The 21,895-nt window shown below is 42.5% G+C and carries 26 protein-coding genes; 24 read left to right on the top strand and 2 right to left on the bottom strand.

Going from position 1 to position 21,895, the window contains the following annotated elements; genetic code table 11:
* Nucleotides 1-34 precede the first annotated feature (34 nt).
* The 10 genes from der to greA all read left to right on the top strand — a co-directional run bounded on the left by der (nt 35) and on the right by greA (nt 10,931).
* Nucleotides 35-1,345, top strand: coding sequence for a ribosome biogenesis GTPase Der (der, locus tag O3629_RS04870; RefSeq protein ID WP_003005632.1), 1,311 nt, complete (start codon nt 35-37; stop codon nt 1,343-1,345).
* Nucleotides 1,346-1,350: 5 nt separating this feature from the next.
* Entirely contained in the window at nt 1,351-1,797 is a 447-nt protein-coding gene (locus O3629_RS04865; protein WP_371608802.1) for a hypothetical protein, read from the top strand.
* A 150-nt stretch (nt 1,798-1,947) separates the two neighbouring features.
* A complete protein-coding gene (locus O3629_RS04860) occupies nt 1,948-2,289 on the top strand; it encodes a hypothetical protein (protein WP_042766608.1) in 342 nt (113 codons plus the stop codon).
* A gap of 344 nt (nt 2,290-2,633) precedes the next feature.
* Nucleotides 2,634-5,732, top strand: a complete 3,099-nt coding sequence (locus O3629_RS04855) for an SNF2-related protein (protein ID WP_371608801.1) — start codon at nt 2,634-2,636, stop codon at nt 5,730-5,732.
* A gap of 55 nt (nt 5,733-5,787) precedes the next feature.
* A complete protein-coding gene (locus tag O3629_RS04850; RefSeq protein WP_371608800.1) occupies nt 5,788-6,438 on the top strand; it encodes a cystathionine gamma-synthase in 651 nt (216 codons plus the stop codon).
* 9 nt (nt 6,439-6,447) lie between these two features.
* Nucleotides 6,448-7,782, top strand: a complete 1,335-nt coding sequence (gene murC, locus O3629_RS04845; protein WP_003005130.1) for a UDP-N-acetylmuramate--L-alanine ligase — start codon at nt 6,448-6,450, stop codon at nt 7,780-7,782.
* Between the two features lie 81 nt (nt 7,783-7,863).
* Complete coding sequence (locus O3629_RS04840; RefSeq protein WP_371608799.1) at nt 7,864-8,280, top strand: GNAT family N-acetyltransferase; 417 nt, start codon at nt 7,864-7,866, stop codon at nt 8,278-8,280.
* 12 nt (nt 8,281-8,292) lie between these two features.
* The gene (locus tag O3629_RS04835) at nt 8,293-8,802 is read left to right on the top strand and encodes a GNAT family N-acetyltransferase (RefSeq protein ID WP_371608798.1); all 510 of its coding nucleotides are present in this window, start codon (nt 8,293-8,295) and stop codon (nt 8,800-8,802) included.
* 71 nt (nt 8,803-8,873) lie between these two features.
* Nucleotides 8,874-10,391, top strand: coding sequence for an endolytic transglycosylase MltG (mltG, locus tag O3629_RS04830; protein ID WP_371608797.1), 1,518 nt, complete (start codon nt 8,874-8,876; stop codon nt 10,389-10,391).
* 57 nt (nt 10,392-10,448) lie between these two features.
* Complete coding sequence (greA, locus tag O3629_RS04825) at nt 10,449-10,931, top strand: transcription elongation factor GreA (protein WP_003005389.1); 483 nt, start codon at nt 10,449-10,451, stop codon at nt 10,929-10,931.
* A gap of 154 nt (nt 10,932-11,085) precedes the next feature.
* Here the strand turns inward: greA and yidC are convergent, their stop codons facing one another.
* Entirely contained in the window at nt 11,086-12,003 is a 918-nt protein-coding gene (gene yidC / locus O3629_RS04820; protein WP_003008377.1) for a membrane protein insertase YidC, read from the bottom strand.
* A gap of 77 nt (nt 12,004-12,080) precedes the next feature.
* Nucleotides 12,081-12,359, bottom strand: a complete 279-nt coding sequence (locus O3629_RS04815; RefSeq protein WP_023918900.1) for an acylphosphatase — start codon at nt 12,357-12,359, stop codon at nt 12,081-12,083.
* A 73-nt stretch (nt 12,360-12,432) separates the two neighbouring features.
* On the opposite strand from O3629_RS04815, the gene O3629_RS04810 reads away from it, so the two are divergent.
* The 14 genes from O3629_RS04810 (at nt 12,433) to yidD (ending at nt 21,873) form a co-directional block, all read left to right on the top strand.
* Complete coding sequence (locus O3629_RS04810) at nt 12,433-13,179, top strand: TrmH family RNA methyltransferase (RefSeq protein ID WP_371608796.1); 747 nt, start codon at nt 12,433-12,435, stop codon at nt 13,177-13,179.
* 79 nt (nt 13,180-13,258) lie between these two features.
* A complete protein-coding gene (locus tag O3629_RS04805) occupies nt 13,259-13,750 on the top strand; it encodes an HDIG domain-containing metalloprotein (protein ID WP_371608795.1) in 492 nt (163 codons plus the stop codon).
* Between the two features lie 28 nt (nt 13,751-13,778).
* Nucleotides 13,779-14,465: a Bax inhibitor-1/YccA family protein gene (locus O3629_RS04800; RefSeq protein ID WP_003008369.1), complete on the top strand. Its 687-nt coding sequence runs from the start codon at nt 13,779-13,781 to the stop codon at nt 14,463-14,465.
* A gap of 95 nt (nt 14,466-14,560) precedes the next feature.
* Nucleotides 14,561-15,811, top strand: coding sequence for a diaminopimelate decarboxylase (locus O3629_RS04795; protein ID WP_371608794.1), 1,251 nt, complete (start codon nt 14,561-14,563; stop codon nt 15,809-15,811).
* A 55-nt stretch (nt 15,812-15,866) separates the two neighbouring features.
* The gene (locus tag O3629_RS04790) at nt 15,867-16,112 is read left to right on the top strand and encodes a YneF family protein (RefSeq protein WP_003013425.1); all 246 of its coding nucleotides are present in this window, start codon (nt 15,867-15,869) and stop codon (nt 16,110-16,112) included.
* 77 nt (nt 16,113-16,189) lie between these two features.
* Nucleotides 16,190-16,984, top strand: a complete 795-nt coding sequence (racE, locus tag O3629_RS04785) for a glutamate racemase (RefSeq protein ID WP_003008361.1) — start codon at nt 16,190-16,192, stop codon at nt 16,982-16,984.
* Nucleotides 16,981-17,961, top strand: a complete 981-nt coding sequence (locus O3629_RS04780) for a nucleoside-triphosphate diphosphatase (protein WP_003005496.1) — start codon at nt 16,981-16,983, stop codon at nt 17,959-17,961. The genes racE and O3629_RS04780 overlap by 4 nt, the downstream gene beginning before the upstream one ends.
* Nucleotides 17,934-18,455 carry a metallophosphoesterase gene (locus tag O3629_RS04775; RefSeq protein ID WP_003008356.1) on the top strand — a complete coding sequence of 174 codons (522 nt, stop codon included), beginning with the start codon at nt 17,934-17,936 and terminating at the stop codon, nt 18,453-18,455. The genes O3629_RS04780 and O3629_RS04775 overlap by 28 nt, the downstream gene beginning before the upstream one ends.
* Entirely contained in the window at nt 18,452-18,913 is a 462-nt protein-coding gene (gene cbpB / locus O3629_RS04770; protein ID WP_118396615.1) for a cyclic-di-AMP-binding protein CbpB, read from the top strand. Before O3629_RS04775 ends, cbpB begins: the two co-directional genes overlap by 4 nt.
* Entirely contained in the window at nt 18,910-19,641 is a 732-nt protein-coding gene (gene xerD / locus O3629_RS04765; RefSeq protein ID WP_003017353.1) for a site-specific tyrosine recombinase XerD, read from the top strand. Before cbpB ends, xerD begins: the two co-directional genes overlap by 4 nt.
* Entirely contained in the window at nt 19,641-20,360 is a 720-nt protein-coding gene (locus O3629_RS04760; protein WP_195424082.1) for a segregation/condensation protein A, read from the top strand. The genes xerD and O3629_RS04760 overlap by 1 nt, the downstream gene beginning before the upstream one ends.
* Nucleotides 20,344-20,913, top strand: coding sequence for an SMC-Scp complex subunit ScpB (scpB, locus tag O3629_RS04755; RefSeq protein ID WP_371608793.1), 570 nt, complete (start codon nt 20,344-20,346; stop codon nt 20,911-20,913). Before O3629_RS04760 ends, scpB begins: the two co-directional genes overlap by 17 nt.
* Nucleotides 20,903-21,634 (top strand): pseudouridine synthase, encoded by a 732-nt coding sequence (locus O3629_RS04750; RefSeq protein WP_003005375.1) that lies wholly within the window; start codon nt 20,903-20,905, stop codon nt 21,632-21,634. Before scpB ends, O3629_RS04750 begins: the two co-directional genes overlap by 11 nt.
* The gene (gene yidD / locus O3629_RS04745) at nt 21,631-21,873 is read left to right on the top strand and encodes a membrane protein insertion efficiency factor YidD (protein WP_003008344.1); all 243 of its coding nucleotides are present in this window, start codon (nt 21,631-21,633) and stop codon (nt 21,871-21,873) included. Before O3629_RS04750 ends, yidD begins: the two co-directional genes overlap by 4 nt.
* The last annotated feature ends 22 nt before the right edge of the window (nt 21,874-21,895 follow it).

Below are 21,895 nucleotides of genomic sequence, written 5' to 3'. Positions count from 1 at the left end.
CGAGGTCTCGCCTTTCATTAGAAAAGAGGAAATCATGGCCCTACCAACTATTGCGATTGTAGGCCGTCCCAATGTCGGAAAATCTACACTCTTTAACCGGATTGCCGGTGAGCGGATTTCCATCGTTGAGGATGTAGAAGGAGTCACTCGTGACCGCATTTATGCAACAGCTGAGTGGTTGAATCGAAAATTTAGTATCATTGATACGGGGGGGATTGATGACGTAGATGCCCCATTTATGGAGCAAATTAAGCATCAGGCAGAAATTGCTATGGACGAAGCAGATGTGATCGTCTTTGTTGTTTCTGGAAAAGAAGGGATCACGGATGCGGATGAATATGTCACTCGTATCTTGTATAAGACCCATAAACCGGTGATTCTTGCAGTCAACAAGGTGGATAACCCAGAGATGCGCAATGATATCTATGACTTTTATGCCTTAGGACTGGGTGAGCCACTACCGGTCTCCTCTGTCCACGGGATCGGAACTGGGGATGTTCTCGATGCCATCATCGAAAACCTTCCGAATGAAACAGAAGAAGAAAATCCAGATATCATCAAATTTAGCTTGATTGGTCGCCCAAATGTTGGGAAATCAAGCTTGATCAATGCGATCCTTGGAGAAGACCGCGTTATCGCAAGCCCTGTTGCTGGAACCACACGGGATGCCATCGATACCCATTTTACCGATGCAGATGGCCAAGAATTTACCATGATCGATACAGCTGGTATGCGCAAATCTGGTAAAATCTATGAAAACACTGAGAAATATTCTGTCATGCGTGCCATGCGTGCCATCGACCGCTCAGATGTGGTTTTGATGGTCATTAATGCCGAAGAAGGGATTCGGGAGTATGACAAGCGGATCGCTGGCTTTGCTCACGAAGCTGGTAAAGGTATGATCATTGTTGTCAACAAATGGGATACCATTGAAAAAGACAACCATACCATGAAGCAGTGGGAAGATGACATTCGCGATCAATTCCAATACCTTTCTTATGCGCCGATTGTCTTTGTCTCTGCCTTAACTAAACAACGCTTGCACAAGTTGCCAGAGATGATCAAACAGATCAGTGAGAGTCAAAATACGCGGATTCCTTCAGCTGTCTTGAACGATGTGATTATGGATGCCATTGCTATCAATCCAACGCCGACAGATAAAGGAAAACGCCTTAAGATCTTCTATGCGACCCAAGTGGCAACCAAGCCACCAACCTTTGTGGTCTTTGTTAACGAAGAAGAACTGATGCACTTCTCTTACCTCCGTTTCTTGGAGAACCAAATTCGGAAAGCTTTTGTCTTTGAAGGCACTCCGATCCATTTGATCGCGCGGAAACGAAAATAGGAAATATGCGAAAAATAACTGTTTTGATGAAATTTTTGCTTACCAGCCTCATCATTGTTTTCTTAACAGCTTGTCAGTCGACGCGTCAAGAAAAGTATCAGGGGTCTTATGGAAATGGTGATGAGACGACTATTCTAACTGTAAAAAACAATGAGATTCTTAAGACGGAGTTCTGGAAAGAACTGCCCGATATTGATGCTTCTGACTCATTGGAATTTAACTCAGCAAAAGATAGTTTGCTTGAAAATTATGGTCATATCAAGGGAATGGACTATACTGTTGAAAAGTCCAAGTCAGGCCATTTGCAGATCCATATAGTGACAGATTTTTCAAAATTGGACCTAAAAACTTGGAACAAAGTTTTTAAGTCCAATAAGAAAATGAAGGACTTAACTGACTATATTAAAACGAAAAAAACGATAGAAGAAAATGGGATGGTCAAGGTTCAGTAAAGTTCGAACATGATTGAAACATAAGTAAAAAGGACTCTTTGTCAACTGCAAGAGACAAGAAGGGTCCTTTTTTATATAAACATCTGAAAGATTAACTAAGTAGAAGAAAAAGTCTAATGACTTTAAATGGGTTGAAAAGGAAGTGAAATGATGTCAAGTACAGAATTACTACTGTTTGTTTCTTTGTTATGCTTATGGGCACTGGTGCGTGTCATGAGAAAATTTTTAAAGAATTCGTTGATCTTTTGGGGGATGGCTATCCTTTATGGCGCCTCACTCATTCTAATTATTTGGGAATGGGTGATCATGACATCATCGATGACATTTTATGGAGAGATTGTCCAAGAAAGTTATTACTCTCTATTGGTAAAAGGGTTAGCTGTTTTTGGGATATTTTGGTCTTTCACCAAATTTTTGTGCTTGGGAACATTGTACATGATGATTGGAAACGCCTTAATAAAAGGGAATTCGCAAGATCAAGGAAATGACTAATGGAAAATCTATAGACGTAGAGCATAAAAAAGCAGATAAGTTATGTTATAGTCTAATTAGGTGGTAGGACATCGAGCACCCATTGGTGCGCGGTAGCCTACCGCTTTTGAAGAGAAAAAAGCACCGTGTGAGGGTGATAGATCTTGCCTGCTGAACTCGTGAATGGATTGCCCCCTTGAGGGGTATTTTTTTGTGAACTTTTTAGGAACTTTAAGGACTGTTTAAGTGGGGATCATTGAATAGTAAATAGCCCGAAAACGTCTATTTTAATAAGTTTGATCGAATAAATTTTAACTATACTTTGAAATATGGTATAATAAAGGGATTAATCTAAGGTGGTAAACATGGCAAAATTAATTCCTGGGAAGGTTCGTTCACAAGGGAGCCTTCTCTATGAAGCTGGGAAAGTTTCCCTTCAGGAAGTAAAAGAAAAATACCTGTATTTTCGGGTGGAAGAAGAAAGCTTGCGGTACAGTTTAGACGACGATGCTGTTTTTTGTAGCTGTGCTTTCTTTCAAAAGAAAAAATTCTGTACGCATCTGGCAGCTGTAGAAGCTTTCTTGAAGAATGATGACAGTGGGAAAGCAGCTCTTGCAAGTCTTGAAGAAGACGCCACGGCGACTGAAGAAACGCAGGAGAAGGTTTCTTTTGGAAGTTTGTTTTTAGACCAGGTCCTTCCAAAAATCGAAAAAAAAGAAACACGCTATGTCTTATCGGCAGTTGGGCAGGAGGATGAATACTCTGGTCAATTCTTGTGGACCCTTCGCATTCGTCGCTTGCCAGACGAGCGTTCTTATGTGATCAGAGATGTGCTAGCTTTTTTGCAGACCCTTCAGAAAGAAGGCCACTTTGCAATTGGCAAAAGTTACTATGAACCCATTTCTTACTTAGAATTTGATGGGCCTAGTCAGGATGTGATCAATTTCCTACAAGGCTTGGTCACAGATAGTGGCTCGAAAGAGCAAGATTTCTTTCCCAATGCTGGGCGCCATCTTTATTTTCCACCGACTCTCTTTGAAGAAGCTGTAGAATTACTAATGAATTTGGATTCCTTCCTCTTGCAATACAGCATGTATGATTTTTCTGAAGTCTATTTTCAGGATGTCCATGGGGAGGAAGATCTCTTTCATTTTCAGGTGGAAGACCATGGTGATTTTTACGAATTGATCATTACCGAGCCACAAGTGAAGGTTGTCGAGTCTGCTGTTTACCTGTTTCGAAATGGTGTCTTCTATCACCTGACGCCCCAACAGCGAACCCTATGGAAGGCTATCCAAGATCTTCCAATGGATCAGGATCGCAAAAAACGCCTGCATTTTGATCCAACGGATCAGACCAAACTTTCCTATAGTTTAAAAGAGTTCAAAAAACTGGGGGAAATAACCGCACCGACCAGCTTTTTAATCCACGATTTCACTCCGGAATTTCATTTTGATCTAGCACAGGACCAGACTGTTTTACTGGATGTTGTCTTTCAATACCAGGATCGTGTGGTGACCACGCGTGAGGAACTCCTCAATCTTCCTTATTCCAGTGATTTCGATAAGGAGCAAGAAGTCTTTTCAACCATGCTAGCAGCAGGTTTTACAGACGACTTTTCTTCCCAAAGAAGTCCTTTATCAAGTGAGCAAATCTATCCATTCTTTCACCAACAGATCCCGACTTTTGAAGCCTTAGGAGAGGTTACCCTCTCTGATAGCCTTTTAGATCTTTATCAAGTGGAGCGTCCAAAAATTGATGTTAAAACCAATGGCAGTCTACTGGAGATCGGTTTTGACTTTGAAAGTGTGGATCCAGCCGAAGTGGACCAGGTCCTCAAAGCTCTAGTAGGGCAAAAAGACTATTTTGTCAGCCATACAGGGAAAGTTCTTGTCTTTGATGAAGAAACTAAGAAGATCAGTCGAGCCTTAGCAGATCTGCGGGCGAAAATGAGCAAGGGTGGGAAACTACAAGCCCGCCGGATTGCCGCTTATCAGCTATCTGATTTGTTGGCAGATCAAGACAATGTTCATTTTTCAGAAGACTTTCGAAATTTAGCTCATGATTTGACTCATCCAGAAGACTTCCAACTCCCTCAGATGACAATCCAAGCGACCCTAAGGGATTACCAAGAAACAGGGGTTAAATGGTTCTCCATGTTAAATCATTATGGTTTTGGTGGTATTTTAGCGGATGATATGGGGCTTGGGAAAACCCTGCAGACTATTTCCTTCTTGACCAGTGTCGCAAAAAAAGAAACTAAAATCTTGATTCTAGCTCCATCTAGTCTCATCTACAATTGGAAACAAGAATTTTCAAAATTCGCTCCTCAGATGGAAGTGGTAGTCGTCTATGGTCTCAAGCAGCACCGAGATGAACTCATCGCAACCAATCCACAGGTAGTTATCACTAGTTACGCGTCTTTCCGTCAAGATGTGGAGGAATACCAGAAGAATCAGTATGAGTACTTGATTCTAGATGAAGCCCAGGTCATGAAAAATGCCCAAACCAAGATTGCCCAACATTTACGTGGCTTTGAGGTTCCGCATGTGTTTGCCTTATCTGGGACACCGATTGAAAACCATGTGGGTGAACTCTGGTCTATTTTCCAAATTGTCCTTCCAGGGCTCTTCCCAGCTAAAAGAGAATTTCAAAAATTGAGTCCTGAGACCATTGCGCGCTTTGTCAAACCTTTCGTCATGAGACGGAAAAAAGATGAAGTGCTCCAAGAATTACCGGACTTAATTGAAACAACCTATCACAATGAGTTGGATGAAAGTCAAAAAACGATCTATTTGGCTCAATTAAAACAAATTCAAGATCGGGTTCGAACCTCTAGTGAGGAAGAACTAAATCGGAGCAAGGTGGAAATTCTATCTGGTCTCATGCGCCTTCGTCAAATCTGTGATACCCCCGCCCTCTTTATGGAAGACTATCAGGGAGATAGTGGGAAATTGGAGAGCCTTCGAGATCTTTTAGGTCAAATCAAGGATGGCGAACACCGGGTTTTGATCTTCTCGCAATTTAGGGGCATGCTGGATATCCTAGAGCAGGAAATTGACCAGCTTGGCATGACCTCCTTTAAAATCACGGGTTCCACTCCCGCTAAAGATCGTCAAGAAATGACCAATGCTTTTAATGCAGGTGAGCGCCATGCTTTTCTCATTTCTCTGAAGGCTGGAGGGGTTGGATTGAACCTCACTGGTGCCGATACGGTCATCTTAGTCGATTTGTGGTGGAATCCTGCAGTGGAAGACCAGGCTATTGGACGTGCCCATCGAATGGGACAGGAACAAAATGTTGAAGTTTATCGTATGATTACTCGTGGTACGATCGAAGAAAAAATCCAAGAACTGCAAGCTTCTAAAAGACACTTGGTCTCAACAATTTTAGATGGAACGGAAACACGATCTAGTTTATCGGTTGAGGAAATTCGTGAGATTCTTGGAATTCAATCAGAATAGCTTGAAAAATTCTGTGAATAGTTTATAATTAAAGGAGTGTCGAAAGGAAGAAAGCATGACAGAAAAATATTTTCCTCAAGTAGGGGATAATGAGTTGATGTTAACAGAGATGCCCCACATGAACCTGTATGATGATACAGACTTGATTAGTAACATTACAGGCGATTATGTAGATAAAAATTATTTGGAATGGCAACCAATTGCTGAAAATACCAAACCCAAGCATCCCTATCATCAACCATTAGAAGAGCCCCTACCAAAAAGACGGCCAGTAAGAAAACCTGATTTTAAAGAACCGATTGATAAAAAAAATCCTGCCAATCGTTATGCAGAGGAAGCTAGAGAGCGTGCGCGTGAAGATTTGAAAAAGAAACGTACAGCTCCCTACCTGACTACAGAGCCAGTGGCTACCACAAGTAAGCGGAAAAAACCGTTTATTTCAGAACGAAAACCTGGCCAGCCAACAGCACCTTTCCAAAAGGAAAACCCGGGCGAATTGTTGAAATATAGCAAACGCTTGCGTCAGGATCAGTTGATCCTTGCTGAGTTCGAATCTGCAGAAGAACCAGAAGTGGCAGAACCTACTGAAAAGAAAAACAATTATGATTTCTTAAAGACCAGCCAAATATACAATAAAGATCAGCACAAGTTGAAACCACAGCCGATCAAGCAAGAATTGGATTTAACCCATCTAGATCAAGAATAAGGAGAAAACATGTCTAATACATACCATTTTATTGGAATTAAAGGAGCAGGGATGAGTGCTTTAGCCCTCATGCTTCACCAAATGGGACATACGGTTCAAGGGTCAGATGTTGAGAAGTATTACTTTACGCAACGTGGCTTGGAACAAGCAGGAATTCAAATTTATCCATTTGATGTGAAAAATTTGGAAGGCGACAAGATCCTCATTGCCGGGAATGCTTTCCGTCCAGATAACAATGTGGAAATCGCTTATGCCGATGAGCATGGCCTAACCTATAAACGCTACCATGAATTCCTTGGTGAATTTATGCGTGACTTTGTCAGTATGGGGGTTGCCGGAGCACACGGAAAAACCTCAACAACAGGGATGCTTTCGCACGTCTTATCAAATATTACTGATACCAGTTATTTGATTGGTGACGGGACAGGTCGTGGCTCTGCAGCAGCCAAATACTTTGTATTTGAATCAGATGAGTATGAACGCCACTTTATGCCTTACCATCCTGAATACAGCATCATCACCAATATTGACTTCGACCATCCAGACTATTTCACGAGCTTGGAAGATGTCTTTAATGCCTTTAATGATTATGCCAAACAAATCAGTAAAGGACTCTTCATCTACGGAGAAGACAAAGAATTGCGTCGGATTACCTCATCAGCGCCAATTTATTACTATGGTTTTGATAAGGAGACGAACGATTTTGTGGCAAGCAACTTGCTTCGCTCAACGACAGGTTCAACCTTCAACGTTCATTTCCGTGGAGAAGATTTGGGGCAGTTCCATATCCCAACATTTGGTCGTCACAACATCATGAATGCCACAGCAGTCATTGGTTTGCTCTACATTGCAGGATTTGACTTAGATTTAGTCCGCGAGCATTTGAAGACCTTTGCTGGCGTGAAACGTCGCTTCACTGAAAAAGTAGTCAATGGAACAGTGATCATCGATGACTTTGCGCACCATCCAACGGAAATTATTGCAACCTTGGATGCAGCCCGTCAAAAATACCCAAGTAAAGAGATTGTGGCTATTTTCCAACCACATACCTTTACACGGACCATTGCCTTGTTGGATGAATTTGCTGAAGCCTTGAATCAAGCAGATGCTGTTTACTTGGCACAGATCTATGGTTCCGCACGGGAAGTCGATCACGGCGATGTGAAAGTTGAAGATTTGGAAGCAAAAATTGTCAAACGTTCAGCGATTATTACAGCTGAGAATGTTTCTCCTCTTCTTGACCATGACAATGCGGTCTATGTCTTTATGGGAGCAGGAGATATTCAAACCTATGAATACTCATTTGAGCGTTTATTATCTAGTTTGACACATAGTGTACAATAAGAGATGATTGAGTCTGGAGTCGATTGGTTCCAGACTCAAATTTATCTGTCCACTGAAGGAGTATGAGATGAGGAAAGCAGGATGATGATTCGATCAATCACCCCAGCTGATCAAGAACAGCTGGGCTTGCTAGAAGAAGAACTTCATGACAATGAAGGAAAGGAGCACAGGGCCACTCTTGAGGAAGCGCTAGGTTCGAAAGAAGCCATTTCTCTACTAGCAGAGCAGGAGGGGGATGCTGTGGCCTACTTGTTGGCGACAGAAGACCAGCCTTTAAAAGGAGAACTAATTGTATTGCGATTAGCAGTGAGACCAGCCTTTCAAGGTCAAGGCTATGGTTCTATTTTGATCGCTGCTTTAAAGGATCTAGCTGTTCAAAAGGAAAAGAAAGCCATTTGGATAGATTGCCCAGAAGACTTACTATCTTATTTTTCCCAGCAAGGATTTCGAGATGAAGCTGAGTCTGATAGAGGTGTCCAAATGGTTTGGGAACGATAGAAGGAGTAAATGATGAAAGAAAAGATTCACATTAGACGGGCAGAGCTGCAGGATTTGGATGCCATCGAGCGCATTGAGCTTGAGAATTTTTCAGAAGAAGAAGCGATTGCGCGTGAGATTTTAAAAGATCACATCGAAAAGATTCAAACGACATTTCTTGTAGCAGAGTGCCAAGGTCAGATTTTAGGGTATTTAGAAGGACCTGTTAGACCGGAGCGCTATTTGATCGATTCCTCCTTTTTAGAGGTTGAAGATCTAAGCCAGTTAGAAAAGGGCTTTATTTCCATTACGAGTCTATCCATTGCCAAAGAAGCCCAAGGACTTGGAGTAGGAACCCTTTTGCTTGAAGCCATGAAAGAAATTGCGATTAAGGAGGACCGTCAAGGGATCAATTTGACCTGTCATGATTATTTGATTCCTTATTACGAAAAGCAAGGATTTACCAATGAAGATCTTTCAGAATCCCAATATGCGGGTGAAGTTTGGTACAATCTGGTCTGGGAAAACGAAAACCTTGATTAAATAGGTATTTTGAAGAAGAAGGGCGATTTGTATTGCTTTTCTAAATCTTTTAAGATATAATATTAAGGATTATGATGAGGGAGGTCAATTATTTGACTGATAAATCACAAGACAGTGAGAAGTTATTAAGCTTCAAAGAGCAGATCCTCAGAGACTTAGAAGAGGCCAATGAGCAACTTCTAAAGATCGAAAAAGAGTATGATCTACCTGATAGAAGCATTGAAACCCCTTCTTCACTGAAAGAGGAGGAAGAAGCAACACCACCTCCAAAAGTAGAAGAATCTGCGTTGGCTCCCAAAGAAGAACCAGTGGAGCCAGTAAAGGCGACTCCTGCTGTGGAAGAAAAGAGTGAGCTTACAAAGCCTGCTAAAAAAGAACCAAGTCAGGAACCGGTAGAGGAAAGCTTATCGCGCTCTTCTCGTAACCAGCGCCAACAAAAACAAAAGAAACAAAATAAAATCGCTAAACGAATTGTGCGGACAGTGGTCAGCCTTTTGCTGATTGTGATCGTGGCTACAGGGATCTTTGCTGTGACCTATATCCATTCAGCTGTCAAGCCGATGGATAAAAATGCAACAGAATTCGTAACGGTTGAGATTCCAGCAGGTTCAAGTAATCGTGAGATTGGCGCGATCCTTGAGAAAAAAGGACTCGTGAAAAATGGTCAGTTCTTTAACTACTATACCAAGTTCAAGAACTATAGCAATTTCAAATCTGGTTACTTCAATTTGCAAAAGAGCATGGATCTAGAAACCATCATCCAAAAACTGCAAGAAGAGGGTACCAAAACTCCTCAGGCTCCAGTTCTTGGAAAGGTCACGATTCCAGAAGGCTATACGATCGATCAGATTGCGACGGCTATCACTACCGATGTCTCCACCAAGAAGGCAGGCAAGACTCCATTCAAGAAAGAAGATTTCTTGAAGGCTGTCCAAGACGATGCCTTTATTGAGAAGATGGTGGCCAAATATCCTAAGCTATTGGCGAATCTGCCAAGTAAGGATTCTGGTGTTCGCTACCGTTTAGAAGGTTATCTCTTCCCAGCTACTTATAACTATGGGAAAGATACCACAGTGAAAGAGATGATCGATCAGATGCTGGCGGCAATGGATCAAAACTTAAGCCCATACTATGAAACACTTGAGAGCAAGAACATCAATGTAAACGAAGTATTGACTCTTGCTTCCTTGGTTGAAAAAGAAGGGGCGACGGATCAGGACCGCAAAGATATCGCGAGTGTCTTCTATAACCGTTTGAACCAAGATATGCCTTTGCAAAGTAATATTGCAATTCTTTATGCCGAAGGGAAACTTGGTCAAAAGACGACCTTAAAAGAAGATGCAACGATCGATACAGAGCTGGATTCACCTTATAATATTTATAAGAATACCGGCTTGATGCCTGGCCCAGTGGATAACCCTGGAGTATCAGCGATCGAAGCGGCGGTGAACCCAAGTAAGACCGATTACTTGTATTTTGTCGCAAATGTCGAAAATGGTGAAGTTTTCTTCGCTAAGACATACGAAGAACACAATAAAAATGTTGAAGAACACGTCAATAGTAAATTGACACAAGCAAGTTCAAACTAGAAAAAGCATGTGGCGCGTCCACAGCTTTTTCATTCAAATAATAGAAAGAGAAGAATAATGGCAGAAAAAACATACCCAATGACCCTAGCAGAAAAAGAAAAATTGGAACAAGAATTAGAAGAATTGAAATTGGTCCGTCGACCTGAAGTGGTAGAACGGATCAAGATCGCTCGTTCATATGGTGACCTCTCAGAAAACTCTGAGTACGAAGCAGCAAAAGATGAACAAGCTTTTGTGGAAGGTCAAATCTCTAGCTTGGAAACAAAAATCCGTTATGCGGAAATCGTCGATAGTGACGCTGTTGCAGTAGACGAAGTAGCGATTGGAAAAACCGTTACAGTTCAAGAAGTTGGCGAAACAGATGAAGAAGTATACAGCATCGTTGGTTCAGCAGGGGCAGATGCCTTTGCAGGAAAGATTTCTAACGAAAGCCCAATCGGTCACGCTTTGATTGGTAAGAAGACAGGTGACGTTGTCACTGTTGAGACACCAGCTGGAAGCTACCAAGTGAAAATTTTGAACGTAGAAAAAACAGCGTAACTATAAAACGCAAGCCCTCCAAGAGGGCTTGTTTTTTTGTGCTCTTAATCTTTTTGTGAGAGTGAAAATTCTTTGCTGCCTGAACGATATCAAAAAAAGCACTTGAACCTTGGGTTCAAGTGCTACTGTATACCGCTAGAATTAGTAGTTTGTACTACTTTCTATTGCGTTGTTTTCCTGCATTGCGGTTGTTTTTTGGTTTGTGTTGGATTTGTGTCGTTGCAGTAGGTGTGACATCTTTTTTCACGCGGTGACTAGTCGCTTTTGGAGGATTGTTTTTGTATTCCTCAGCGACGCGCTTGCGAAGATTTGGACGAATCAAGTAGTTGATGACAAATTGTTGGATAATTTGGATCACCCCACCGACTACCCAGTAAAGAGTCACTCCGGCTGAAGAGATCAATGAGAAGACACCGATCATAATCGGACTCATCAGTGATGCTTTGCGCATGCTTTCCTTTTGGGTTTCATCTTCAATTCCATGAAGAGAGAGCATACTTTGGATATAGTAAAGAACTGCTACGATTGCTGTCAAGAGCAAGCTTGGTTTGCCGAGAGCAATGCCAAGGAAGCTACTATCTGCTACCCCTTTGGTGTGTTGAGCTGCAAAGAAGAGAGCTGAGAAGAATGGCATTTGGATCAAGAGTGGCAAACACCCAACTCCACCAAACATGCTAACTCCATTTTCACGTTGAGCAGCCATTAATTCCTGTTGCGCCAATAGCTTTTCTTCTTGTGTGCTAGCGTTCTTCATGCGCTCTTGGATTGGCCCAAGGATAGGTTTTAAGTAGTTCATCTTTTCAGATTGGTAGGTTGCCTTCCATGATTGGTACAAACCAAGTGGCAAGATGATTAACCGCACGATCAAGGTGACGATAATAATCCCGATCCCAAAGCCCAAGCCAAGGTTGTTGGCAAAGAATTTGATGGCTTCGCCCATTGGACGGCCAAGAAGATTCCAGATCAGTCCAGTCGGATTTCCAGTTTTCCGATCGACACTCACGCATCCTGACAAGAAGACAAGCGAAGCTAGTCCCATCGATGCAAGTAATGCAAGTTTATTTTTTTTCACAAATAGTTCCTTCTTTTTTTTAATGTTACCTTTCTATTCTACTGTTTTTTTTGAAAATACACAATAGTTCTCTAGTCTTAATTTGCAATTTTAAAGTCTGTATAGTTTTCAAAGTTTGCGAGCGTAACATCTAAATAAGTCACATGTGCAAAAGGTGTAGGACCTTTGCGAATTTCTTGAATGAATTTAGCCATTTGGCTACTAGACTCTGCCTGGGCCAGAATGCCAACCGTTCCGTCGTCGTTATTCCAGACACGGCCAGTGATCCCACCGATCTCTAAAGCAAGACTGTACACTCCCCAGCGAAAGCCAACCCCTTGAACCCGTCCTTGGGCAATCATTTTTACCTTTTGCATGTACGACCTCCTTGACTCGAAGAAATCTATCTGAGGCATGATTTCTTCTTTTTCTTTGTGCTATAATAGTTCTATGAATATTATAACGTCTAAATCCAATAATGTAATCAAAAATGCTAAAAAATTACATCAAAAAAAATACCGGACAGATTCTTATCTCATTGAAGGCTGGCATCTGTTTGAAGAGGCAGTAGAAAATCAAGCGAAGATTCAACAGGTCTTTGTTTTAGAAGCCTATTTAGACCGGGTAGAGGACATCCAAAAAGTCACCGTCGTGACTCCGGAGATCTTAAGTCTCTTAGCAGATTCGAAGACTCCGCAAGGGATTGTCGCAGAGATTCTTCTAAAGCAGCCAGAGCTTCCGGATCAGCTACAAGGGCGATTCCTCTATTTGGAGGATGTACAGGATCCTGGCAATGTTGGGACTATGATTCGAACAGCAGATGCAGCAGGTTTTGATGGCGTCATGCTTTCGAAGGCCTCCGCTGATCTATACAGTCTCAAGACCCTTCGATCCATGCAGGGCAGTCATTTCCATATTCCTATCTGGAAACTGGATCGAGAAGAACTATTGGAGCGAGCTGCACACTCTCATCTAGCAGTTCTCGCAACGACGCTTTCAGAAGCTTCCATTGACTACCGTCAGCTTCCTCAGACCGATCAGTTTATCCTGGTTATGGGGAATGAAGGAAATGGCATCAGCCAGGAAATGGCGGCACAAGCAGACCAGTTGGTTCATATTCCCATGCCAGGTCGGGCCGAGAGTTTGAATGTTGCAGTGGCAGCAGGAATTTTGATGTTTTCTTTAAGGGAATTTTGAGAAAAAATAGTATACTTAAACTGTAAGAAGTTGATGGATGTTTTATTGGGAGAGCCTATCAAGGAAAGGTGGTTATCTTATGCAATATCATCGTGACAAAGAATACATGACCTATGTGGGACATTTGATCCAGCATCCGAAGGTTCAAAAATTAGCCGACATTCCCCACCATATTCATTCCAATCGTTTGGAGCATTCCATTCATGTTAGCTATACCAGTTATAAACTGGCTAAAAAATTTGGTTGGGATGCCAAAAGTACGGCTCGGGGTGGCCTCTTGCATGACCTCTTTTACTATGATTGGCGCGAGACCAAGTTTACCAAGAGTCACGCCTGGATCCATCCCCGCATTGCCGTGAGAAATGCGCGAAAGATCATAGATCTCAATGCCAAGGAAGAAGACATTATTATTAAACACATGTGGGGAGCTACCCTTGCCCCGCCTCGCTACAAAGAATCCTTCGTAGTGACGATGGTGGATAAATACTGGGCTGTTAAGGAAGCTTCAGAACCTTGGCGTAAAAAGATGGCCAAAAGGAGATTTTTTCATCGAAAAATGTTAAAATCGTAGTAAACAAATTTGAAAGGAACTTGTTTATATGTATAATGATTCAGTAATCCAAGAACAAAGTGGATTGAATGCTTTTTATAACAAAATCTACTCATTAGTTGGGATCGGTGTAGGGATTTCAGCCCTTGTGTCTGGTCTGATGATGACGGTCTTTCAAGACTTCTTCGTTCAAATCTTGACAACAGCACCAATGGTTTACTACGCAGCAGTTGTTGTAGAATTGATCTTGGTCTTTGTTGCCAGTGGGAAGGCTGTTAAAAATAGCCCGTCTGCTCTTCCGATCTTCTTGATCTACTCAGCTTTGAATGGCTTTACCTTGAGCTTTATCATTGCTCGCTACATGCAAGCGACGGTTTATAAGGCTTTCTTGGTCAGTGCCTTGATGTTTATTGTCATGGGTGCTATCGGACGCGTCGTGAAAAAAGACCTTTCTGGAATGGGACGTGCCTTGATGGGAGTCTTGATCGGTGTGATCATCGCTTCTGTTGTGAACATGTTCTTGAGAAGTTCTGGAATGGACTATATCTTGAGTATTATCTCTGTCTTCCTCTTTGCAGGATTGACAGCTTGGGATAACCAAAAGATTCGCTATGTCTATGATCAAACAAATGGTCAACCTGCGACAGGCTGGGCAGTAGCGATGGCTTTGGAACTTTATCTTGACTTTATCAACCTCTTTATCAGCCTTCTTCGTATCTTCGGAAGAAACGACTAATCAAAGAGAGATTGAGCTGGGGCAGTTGCCTCGGCTTTTTTTGTCTTCCGACTTGTGCTATACTAATAGTGACTAAAGAATAGAAATGAGCGCTTATGAAAACACCTTTTGTAACCCGTGAACAATTAGAAAGTCTGACCCAAGAATTTCCTACCCCTTTCCATCTCTATGATGAAGCAGGAATTCGTGAAACGGCTCGTGCCCTCCATCAGGCTTTTGCTTGGAATGAAGGATTTAAGGAATACTTTGCCATCAAAGCAACTCCTAACCCATCGATCCTAAAAATTTTGCAAGAAGAGGGCTGTGGTGTCGACACTGCCAGCTACGTGGAATTATTAATGGCGGATAAGCTGGGCTTTAGTGGAGAAGAGATCATGTTTTCTTCTAACAACACGCCAGCTGATGAATTTGTCTATGCTAGAGAATTAGGGGCAACTATCAATCTGGACGCCTATGAAGACATTGCTTTCTTGAAGTCTGTGACCAGCATCCCCAAGGTTATTTCTTGCCGCTATAATCCTGGTGGAGTTTTTGAACTGGGAACCGATATTATGGACAATCCTGAAGAAGCTAAGTTTGGCATGACCAAGGAGCAATTGATCCAAGCCTTTATCGAGTTGAAAAAACTAGGTGTGGAAGAGTTTGGCATTCACGCTTTATTGGCTTCTAATACAGTATCCAACGACTACTATCCAGAGTTGGCGCGTCAACTTTTTGAATTGGCAGTGGAAGGCGTCGAGAAAACAGGTGTTCACTTGGGCTTCATCAATCTTTCTGGTGGGGTTGGGGTCAATTACAAACCAGAGCAAGAGCCAAATGATATTGCCATTATTGGGGAGGGCGTACATCGCGTTTTTGATGCGATTCTTAAACCGGCAGGACTTGGTCATGTGAAAATCTATACCGAGCTTGGTCGCTTTATGCTGGCTTCACACGGCCTCTTGGTAACCAGAGTGACGCATAAAAAGAAAACCTACCGGACCTATGTGGGTGTCGATGCTTCAGCTGTGAATCTTCTTAGACCGGCTATGTACGGTGCTTATCACCATATTACCAATATGGATCGTCCAGATGGACCAACTGAAGTGGTTGATGTCGTGGGAAGTCTCTGTGAAAATAACGATAAATTTGCCAAACAACGAGAACTACCAGTGACGGAGATTGGAGATTTGCTCGTGATCCATGACACTGGAGCCCATGGCTTTTCAATGGGGTACCAGTACAATGCCAAGTTGCGTTCGGCAGAAGTTTTGCTTCAAGAAGATGGGCATGCCCGTTTGATTCGTCGAGCAGAAAAACCAGAAGATTATCTTGCGACACTCTACGGCTTTGACATTGAAAAATAAGCGATTGTCTGATATAATGATAGTTATGTAAAAATAATGGATCGGAGAAAATTGTATGAATCTCTTTTTAGGAATTTTGTTGATTATTTTAGCTTTCTTTGGTGGGATGATTGCAGGAATGTTCTTGCTTCGTCGTCAATTTGAAAAAGAATTTGCATCAAACCCACGTTTGAATGTTGAAGCAGTTCGTACGCTTTTAGGAGCGAGCGGCCAACGCCCAAGCGAAGCAAAAGTTCAACAAGTCTATCGCCAAATTGTGAACCAACAAAAATCAGCAATGGCGAAAAACAAGAAAAAATAAGAGTGGGGCAATCTCACGATAATAAATGAGAGGGGCTTGGAGGAATTTCTTAGTCCCTCCTTTTGGAAGGAAGAGATATGGATAACCGACCGATTGGTTTTTTAGATTCTGGAGTAGGGGGCCTGACTGTTGTCCGCGAATTGCTCCGTCAGCTTCCTCACGAAGATGTCGTCTATATTGGAGATTCAGCGCGTGCACCTTATGGTCCTAGGCCAGCAGACCAAATTCGCGAGTATACTTGGCAGATGGTGAACTTCCTTCTGACCAAAAATGTCAAGATGATTGTCTTAGCCTGTAATACAGCGACGGCGGTTGTTTGGGAAGAAGTCAAGGAGAAACTTGATATTCCCGTTTTAGGAGTGATTTTGCCCGGAGCTTCTGCAGCCATTAAATCGACGACCCATCAAAAAATTGGGGTCATTGGGACACCAATGACGGTTTCTTCTGGAATTTATAAAGAGAAGATTCAAAGTCTGGCACCAGACATGGAAGTCAGCAGTTTAGCTTGTCCCAAGTTTGTTCCTCTAGTGGAATCAAACGAGTTGGCATCCAGTGTGACCAAAAAGGTAGTTTACGAAACCCTAAAACCACTAGTTGGAAAGGTTGATACCTTAGTCTTGGGATGCACCCATTATCCCCTTTTAAAACCGATCATTCAAAATGTGATGGGACCGGATGTTAAATTGATTGATAGTGGGGCAGAGTGTGTTCGGGATATTTCCGTTTTATTAAACTATTTTGAGCTCAATAAGAGTCGCGAACTCTTAGAGCAGACCCACCGCTTTTATACCACTGCAAATGCCAATAGCTTTGCAGCGATTGCCGAAAAATGGCTAGAACGTTCAGTGAATGTGGAGCATGTAAATTTATGAGTGACAAACTATTTGAATACAAAGATCCCCAAGATTGGTATATTGCCCAATGGGGAGAAGATGCAGACTACAACCAATTTAGTCAAGTGCCTGCGGAAGCTTCCACTCTGTTAGATCAGCTGGAACTTCTCTTTGCCAAGGATCCTGAAGGATTCCCTCTCAATCTATCGGTGATGCGCTATGGTTCAGCCTTTCGTTTTCTGACCTTTTTGACCGAAATCTTGAATGAAGTCAAGGGAAGAGCTTTTGAAATCGTACAGCGTCAAGGAGCCTTGCTCTTGGTTGAAAAAGGGAAATTGCTCTATTTGCATTTGCCAAGTGACGGGGTGGATTTGGAAGCCTTCTTGGGTCAAGACAAGGTCAAAGATACGATTCTCATTGCGACTCGAAATGAGGGAAAAACCAAAGAATTCCGTAATATGTTTGAAAAGCTGGGCTTTGAAGTGGAAAATCTCAATCAATACCCAGAGCTTCCAGAAGTCGAAGAGACAGGTCTGACCTTTGAAGAGAATGCCCGCCTAAAAGCTGAAACGATTGCAGAGCTAACTGGGAAAACAGTCTTAGCGGATGATTCAGGTTTGAAGGTAGATATCTTGGGAGGCTTACCAGGAGTTTGGTCAGCTCGTTTTGCGGGAGTCGGTGCGACAGATGCGGAAAACAATGCGAAATTGTTGCACGAATTGGCCATGGTCTTTGATTTGAAAGATCGTTCAGCTCAGTTCCATACGACCTTGGTGGTTGCAAGACCAGGCAAGGAAAGCCTAGTGGTGGAAGCAGATTGGCCAGGATATATTAATTTTGAGCCCAAAGGGGAACACGGTTTTGGCTATGACCCTCTCTTCTTAGTTGGGGAAACCGGCCGTGCTGCTGCTGAATTAACGCTAGAAGAAAAAAATACACAATCACATCGTGCTTTAGCTGTTAAAAAGTTATTGGAGGTATTTCCATCATGGCAAAGCAAACAATCATCGTTATGAGTGACTCGCATGGAGACCGCTCCATTGTTGAAGCTATTAAAGAAAAATACCTAGGCCAGGTCGATGGGATCTTTCACAATGGGGATTCTGAACTAAAAAGTGATGATCCTGTCTGGGAAGGGATCCATGTTGTCCAAGGAAATATGGATTTTTATGATGGCTATCCGGAACGCTTGGTGACCCAACTAGGGCCAACACGGATCATCCAGACCCACGGACATCTTTTCCAGATCAATTTTAGTTTTCAAAAATTGGATTTGTGGGCCCAAGAGGAGGAAGCAGATATCTGTCTATACGGCCACCTTCATATCCCAGATGCTTGGAAGGAAGGAAGAACCCTCTTTGTGAATCCTGGATCCGTTAGCCAACCTCGTGGTCTGATTCGCGAGTGTTTGTATGCCAAGATAGAGATTACCGATTCGAACTTCAAGGTAGAGTATTATACGCGAGATCATGAATTGTACCCTGAATTGACAAAGGAGTTTAGCAGATGATAGCAAAGGAATTTGAACGTTTCTTGCTGGAGCAGGAAGAGACGTTCTTAACTCCTGCCAAAAATTTAGCGGTCTTGATTGATACCCACAATGTAGACCATGCGGTTTTGCTGTTGAGCCAGATTAGCTATAGTCGCATCCCGGTAGTGACGGATGAACGCAAGTTTGTGGGGACGATCTCCCTAACGGATATTCTATCTTATCAATTGAAACACGATATTCCTGAGGAGACTTTTGCTTCGATGGATATCGTAGACGTTGCAAAGAAGGAGGTCGGGGTCATCGGCTTAGACTTCAATTTGACAGAAGTCCTTCACAAGTTGGTGGATGACTCCTTCTTATCAGTGGTGGATGAAGAAGGTTATTTCCAAGGGATTATTACGCGGAAATCGATCCTCAAAGCCATCAATTCGCTAATGCATAATTTTTCAAATGAATACGAGATGATTCCAAAATGAAAGAATTTATTGCAAGTTTTATTGATCAAAAAGAACTAAGTGAAAATTCTCAGTCAGCCTATTTCTATGATTTGGACCAATTTGTTGAATCAATTCATGGAAAAGTGACACCGACGAATTTGAGAATTTACCAAGCTTCGATTAAAGATTTTAAACCGGCGGTTCAAAAACGAAAATTATCCGCTGTTAACCAATTTTTATATTATTTGTATCAAGAACGCTTTATTTCTGAATACCATCGTTTGGTCTTGCCTAAAATTCAACCGGCCAAGACCCATGATCGTGAATTGTTGGATCTGACCCATTTTTGGGAAGAATCAACTAACCCACAGGGACGCTTGATGGCCTTGTTGATTCTGGAGATGGGCTTATTGCCAAGTGAGATCCTCCAAGTCAAGGTAGAAGATATTCAGCTGGACTTTCATGTCATTCGAGTGGGCAAAGATGGCCAAAAACGGGTTTTAAAAGTTCCAGAGCCTTTACTAGATGAGTTGCAACTCTTCCTCGATGGTGTCTATCTCTTTGATAATAAAGGAAAATCATACTCTCGTCAGTGGGGATTCCGACAATTAGAAGCCTTCTTGATCGAAAAAGGCAACCAAGACCTTTCGGCACAATCGATTCGTGAGCAGTATATTTTGAAACAACGTGAACTCGGTGTGGATCTCTTTAGTATTGCACGTGAATTGGGCCTAAAAACCATGGTGACATTAGAAAAATATAAATAATGGATATTAAAATTAAAGATTTTGAAGGGCCTTTGGACCTCTTGCTCCACTTGGTCTCTAAATACCAGATGGATATCTATGAGGTCCCCTTGATTGAGGTGATCGAACAGTATCTGGCTTATCTGGCGACTCTCCAGGCTATGAAATTAGAGGTAGCAGGGGAATACATGCTGATGGCTAGTCAACTAACCCTGATCAAGAGTCGTAGACTTCTTCCTAAGGTCGCAGAGGAGATGGATGAAGCAGAGGATCTCGAGCAGGACCTCCTTTCTCAATTGGAAGAGTACCGTACTTACAAGCAATTAGGAGAGTTGATGGCCTCGCAGCACGAGGAGCGCGCCCTCTATTATTCGAAACCGAAGATGGAATTGGTCTATGACGATACCGAATTACTTCATGATCGCACCACGGTGGATCTCTTCTTGGCTTTCTCAAAACTATTGACCAAGAAAAAGGAAGAATTCCGTCAGAACCATACAACCATTGTCAAGGATGAATACAAGATTGAGGATCTGATGGACCAGCTGCGTCACCGATTCCACGATCGCTCACAAGTTCTCTTGCAGGACTTGTTTCTAGAAGCAGCGGATCTCCAAGAGATCATTACCCTATTTCTTGCAACCCTTGAATTAATCAAGATTCAAGAGGTCACAGTGGTACAGGATACGGCTTTTGGAGAAATTTACTTAAATAGGATTGAACATGAGCAAATTAGCTGAAATTGAAGCACTCTTATTTGTAGCGGGTGAAGAAGGAATTACTGCCAGACAAATCGCAGATCTTCTCTCTTTACCCCTAACAGGTGTGGTGCAAAGTTTAGAAAAATTGGCCCAAAAATACCAGGAGGACACAGATACCAGTCTGTGTTTGATGGAGACAGCTTCCCGTTATAAATTGGTGACAAAGGCAGACTACGCTTCGGTTTTACGAGACTATTCTAGAACGCCTATGAACCAAAGTTTGTCTCGGGCTGCCCTTGAAACCTTGTCAATCATTGCATATAAGCAACCGATCACCCGCGTGGAGGTCGATGATATTCGAGGCGTTAATTCCAGTGGTGCCATTACCAAACTACTGTCATTTGATCTGATCCGCGAAGACGGAAAAAAAGAAGTCCTCGGGCGTCCTAATTTGTATGTCACGACGGAGTATTTTTTGGATTATATGGGGATCAATCATTTGGAGGAATTGCCAAAGGTTGAGGAAGTGGACATCGATCCAGAAGAAGGTCAATTATTTTCAGAGAGAATAGAGGAACTAGATGAGAATTAACAAATATATTGCCCATGCAGGCGTGGCTAGTCGTCGCAAGGCCGAAGAACTGATCAAGCAAGGCTTGGTGACGGTCAATGGCCAAGTCGTGCGTGAATTAGCGACCATCATTAAAACCGGTGATCAGGTTGAAGTAGAAGGGACTCCAATCTATAACGAAGAAAAGGTCTACTATCTTTTAAATAAGCCACGTGGCGTCATCTCTAGTGTATCGGATGATAAAGGGCGGACAACAGTCGTTGACCTTTTATCTCAAGTACCAGAGCGCATCTACCCAGTAGGACGTTTGGACTGGGATACATCTGGTGTCTTGATTTTGACCAATGATGGTGATTTTACAGATGAGATGATTCACCCGCGAAATGAAATTGATAAGGTCTATGTGGCGCGTGTCAAAGGGATTGCCAATAAGGAAAACTTGCGTCCCTTGACGCGAGGGGTGACCATTGATGGAAAGAAAACCAAGCCAGCAACTTACGAGATTTTAAAAGTGGATGTCGAAAAGAACCGTTCAGTGGTTCAGTTGACCATTCATGAAGGGCGTAACCACCAGGTTAAAAAGATGTTTGAAGCGGTGGGACTTTTAGTGGATAAACTCTCCCGGACCCAGTTTGGAAATTTGGACGTCTCAGGACTACGTCCGGGTGAATACCGTCGCTTGAACAAAAAAGAAATCAGCCAGTTGCACAATCTAGCAGTGACTAAATCTAAAAAAGCATGAAAACAATCCTGATTGCGCTGGTCAGAGGCTATCAAAAATGGATCTCTCCCCTATTTCCGCCTTCTTGTCGCTTTCAACCGACCTGTTCCACTTATATGATCCAAGCGATTGAGCGTTTTGGTGTGAAAGGTGTCTTGATGGGGATTGCAAGGATTCTACGTTGCCATCCTGGAAGCCAGGCGGGACCAGACCCCTTGCCAGACCATTTTAGTCTGAAGCGAAATGAAGAATCAAAATAGGACGATCGCAAATAAACAGAAA

Source organism: Streptococcus sp. 27098_8_12 (assembly GCF_041432115.1).
GTDB lineage: Bacteria > Bacillota > Bacilli > Lactobacillales > Streptococcaceae > Streptococcus > Streptococcus parasanguinis_V.
The sequence above is the reverse complement of the archived record's forward strand: the minus strand, read 5'-3'. Positions and strand labels throughout refer to the sequence as shown.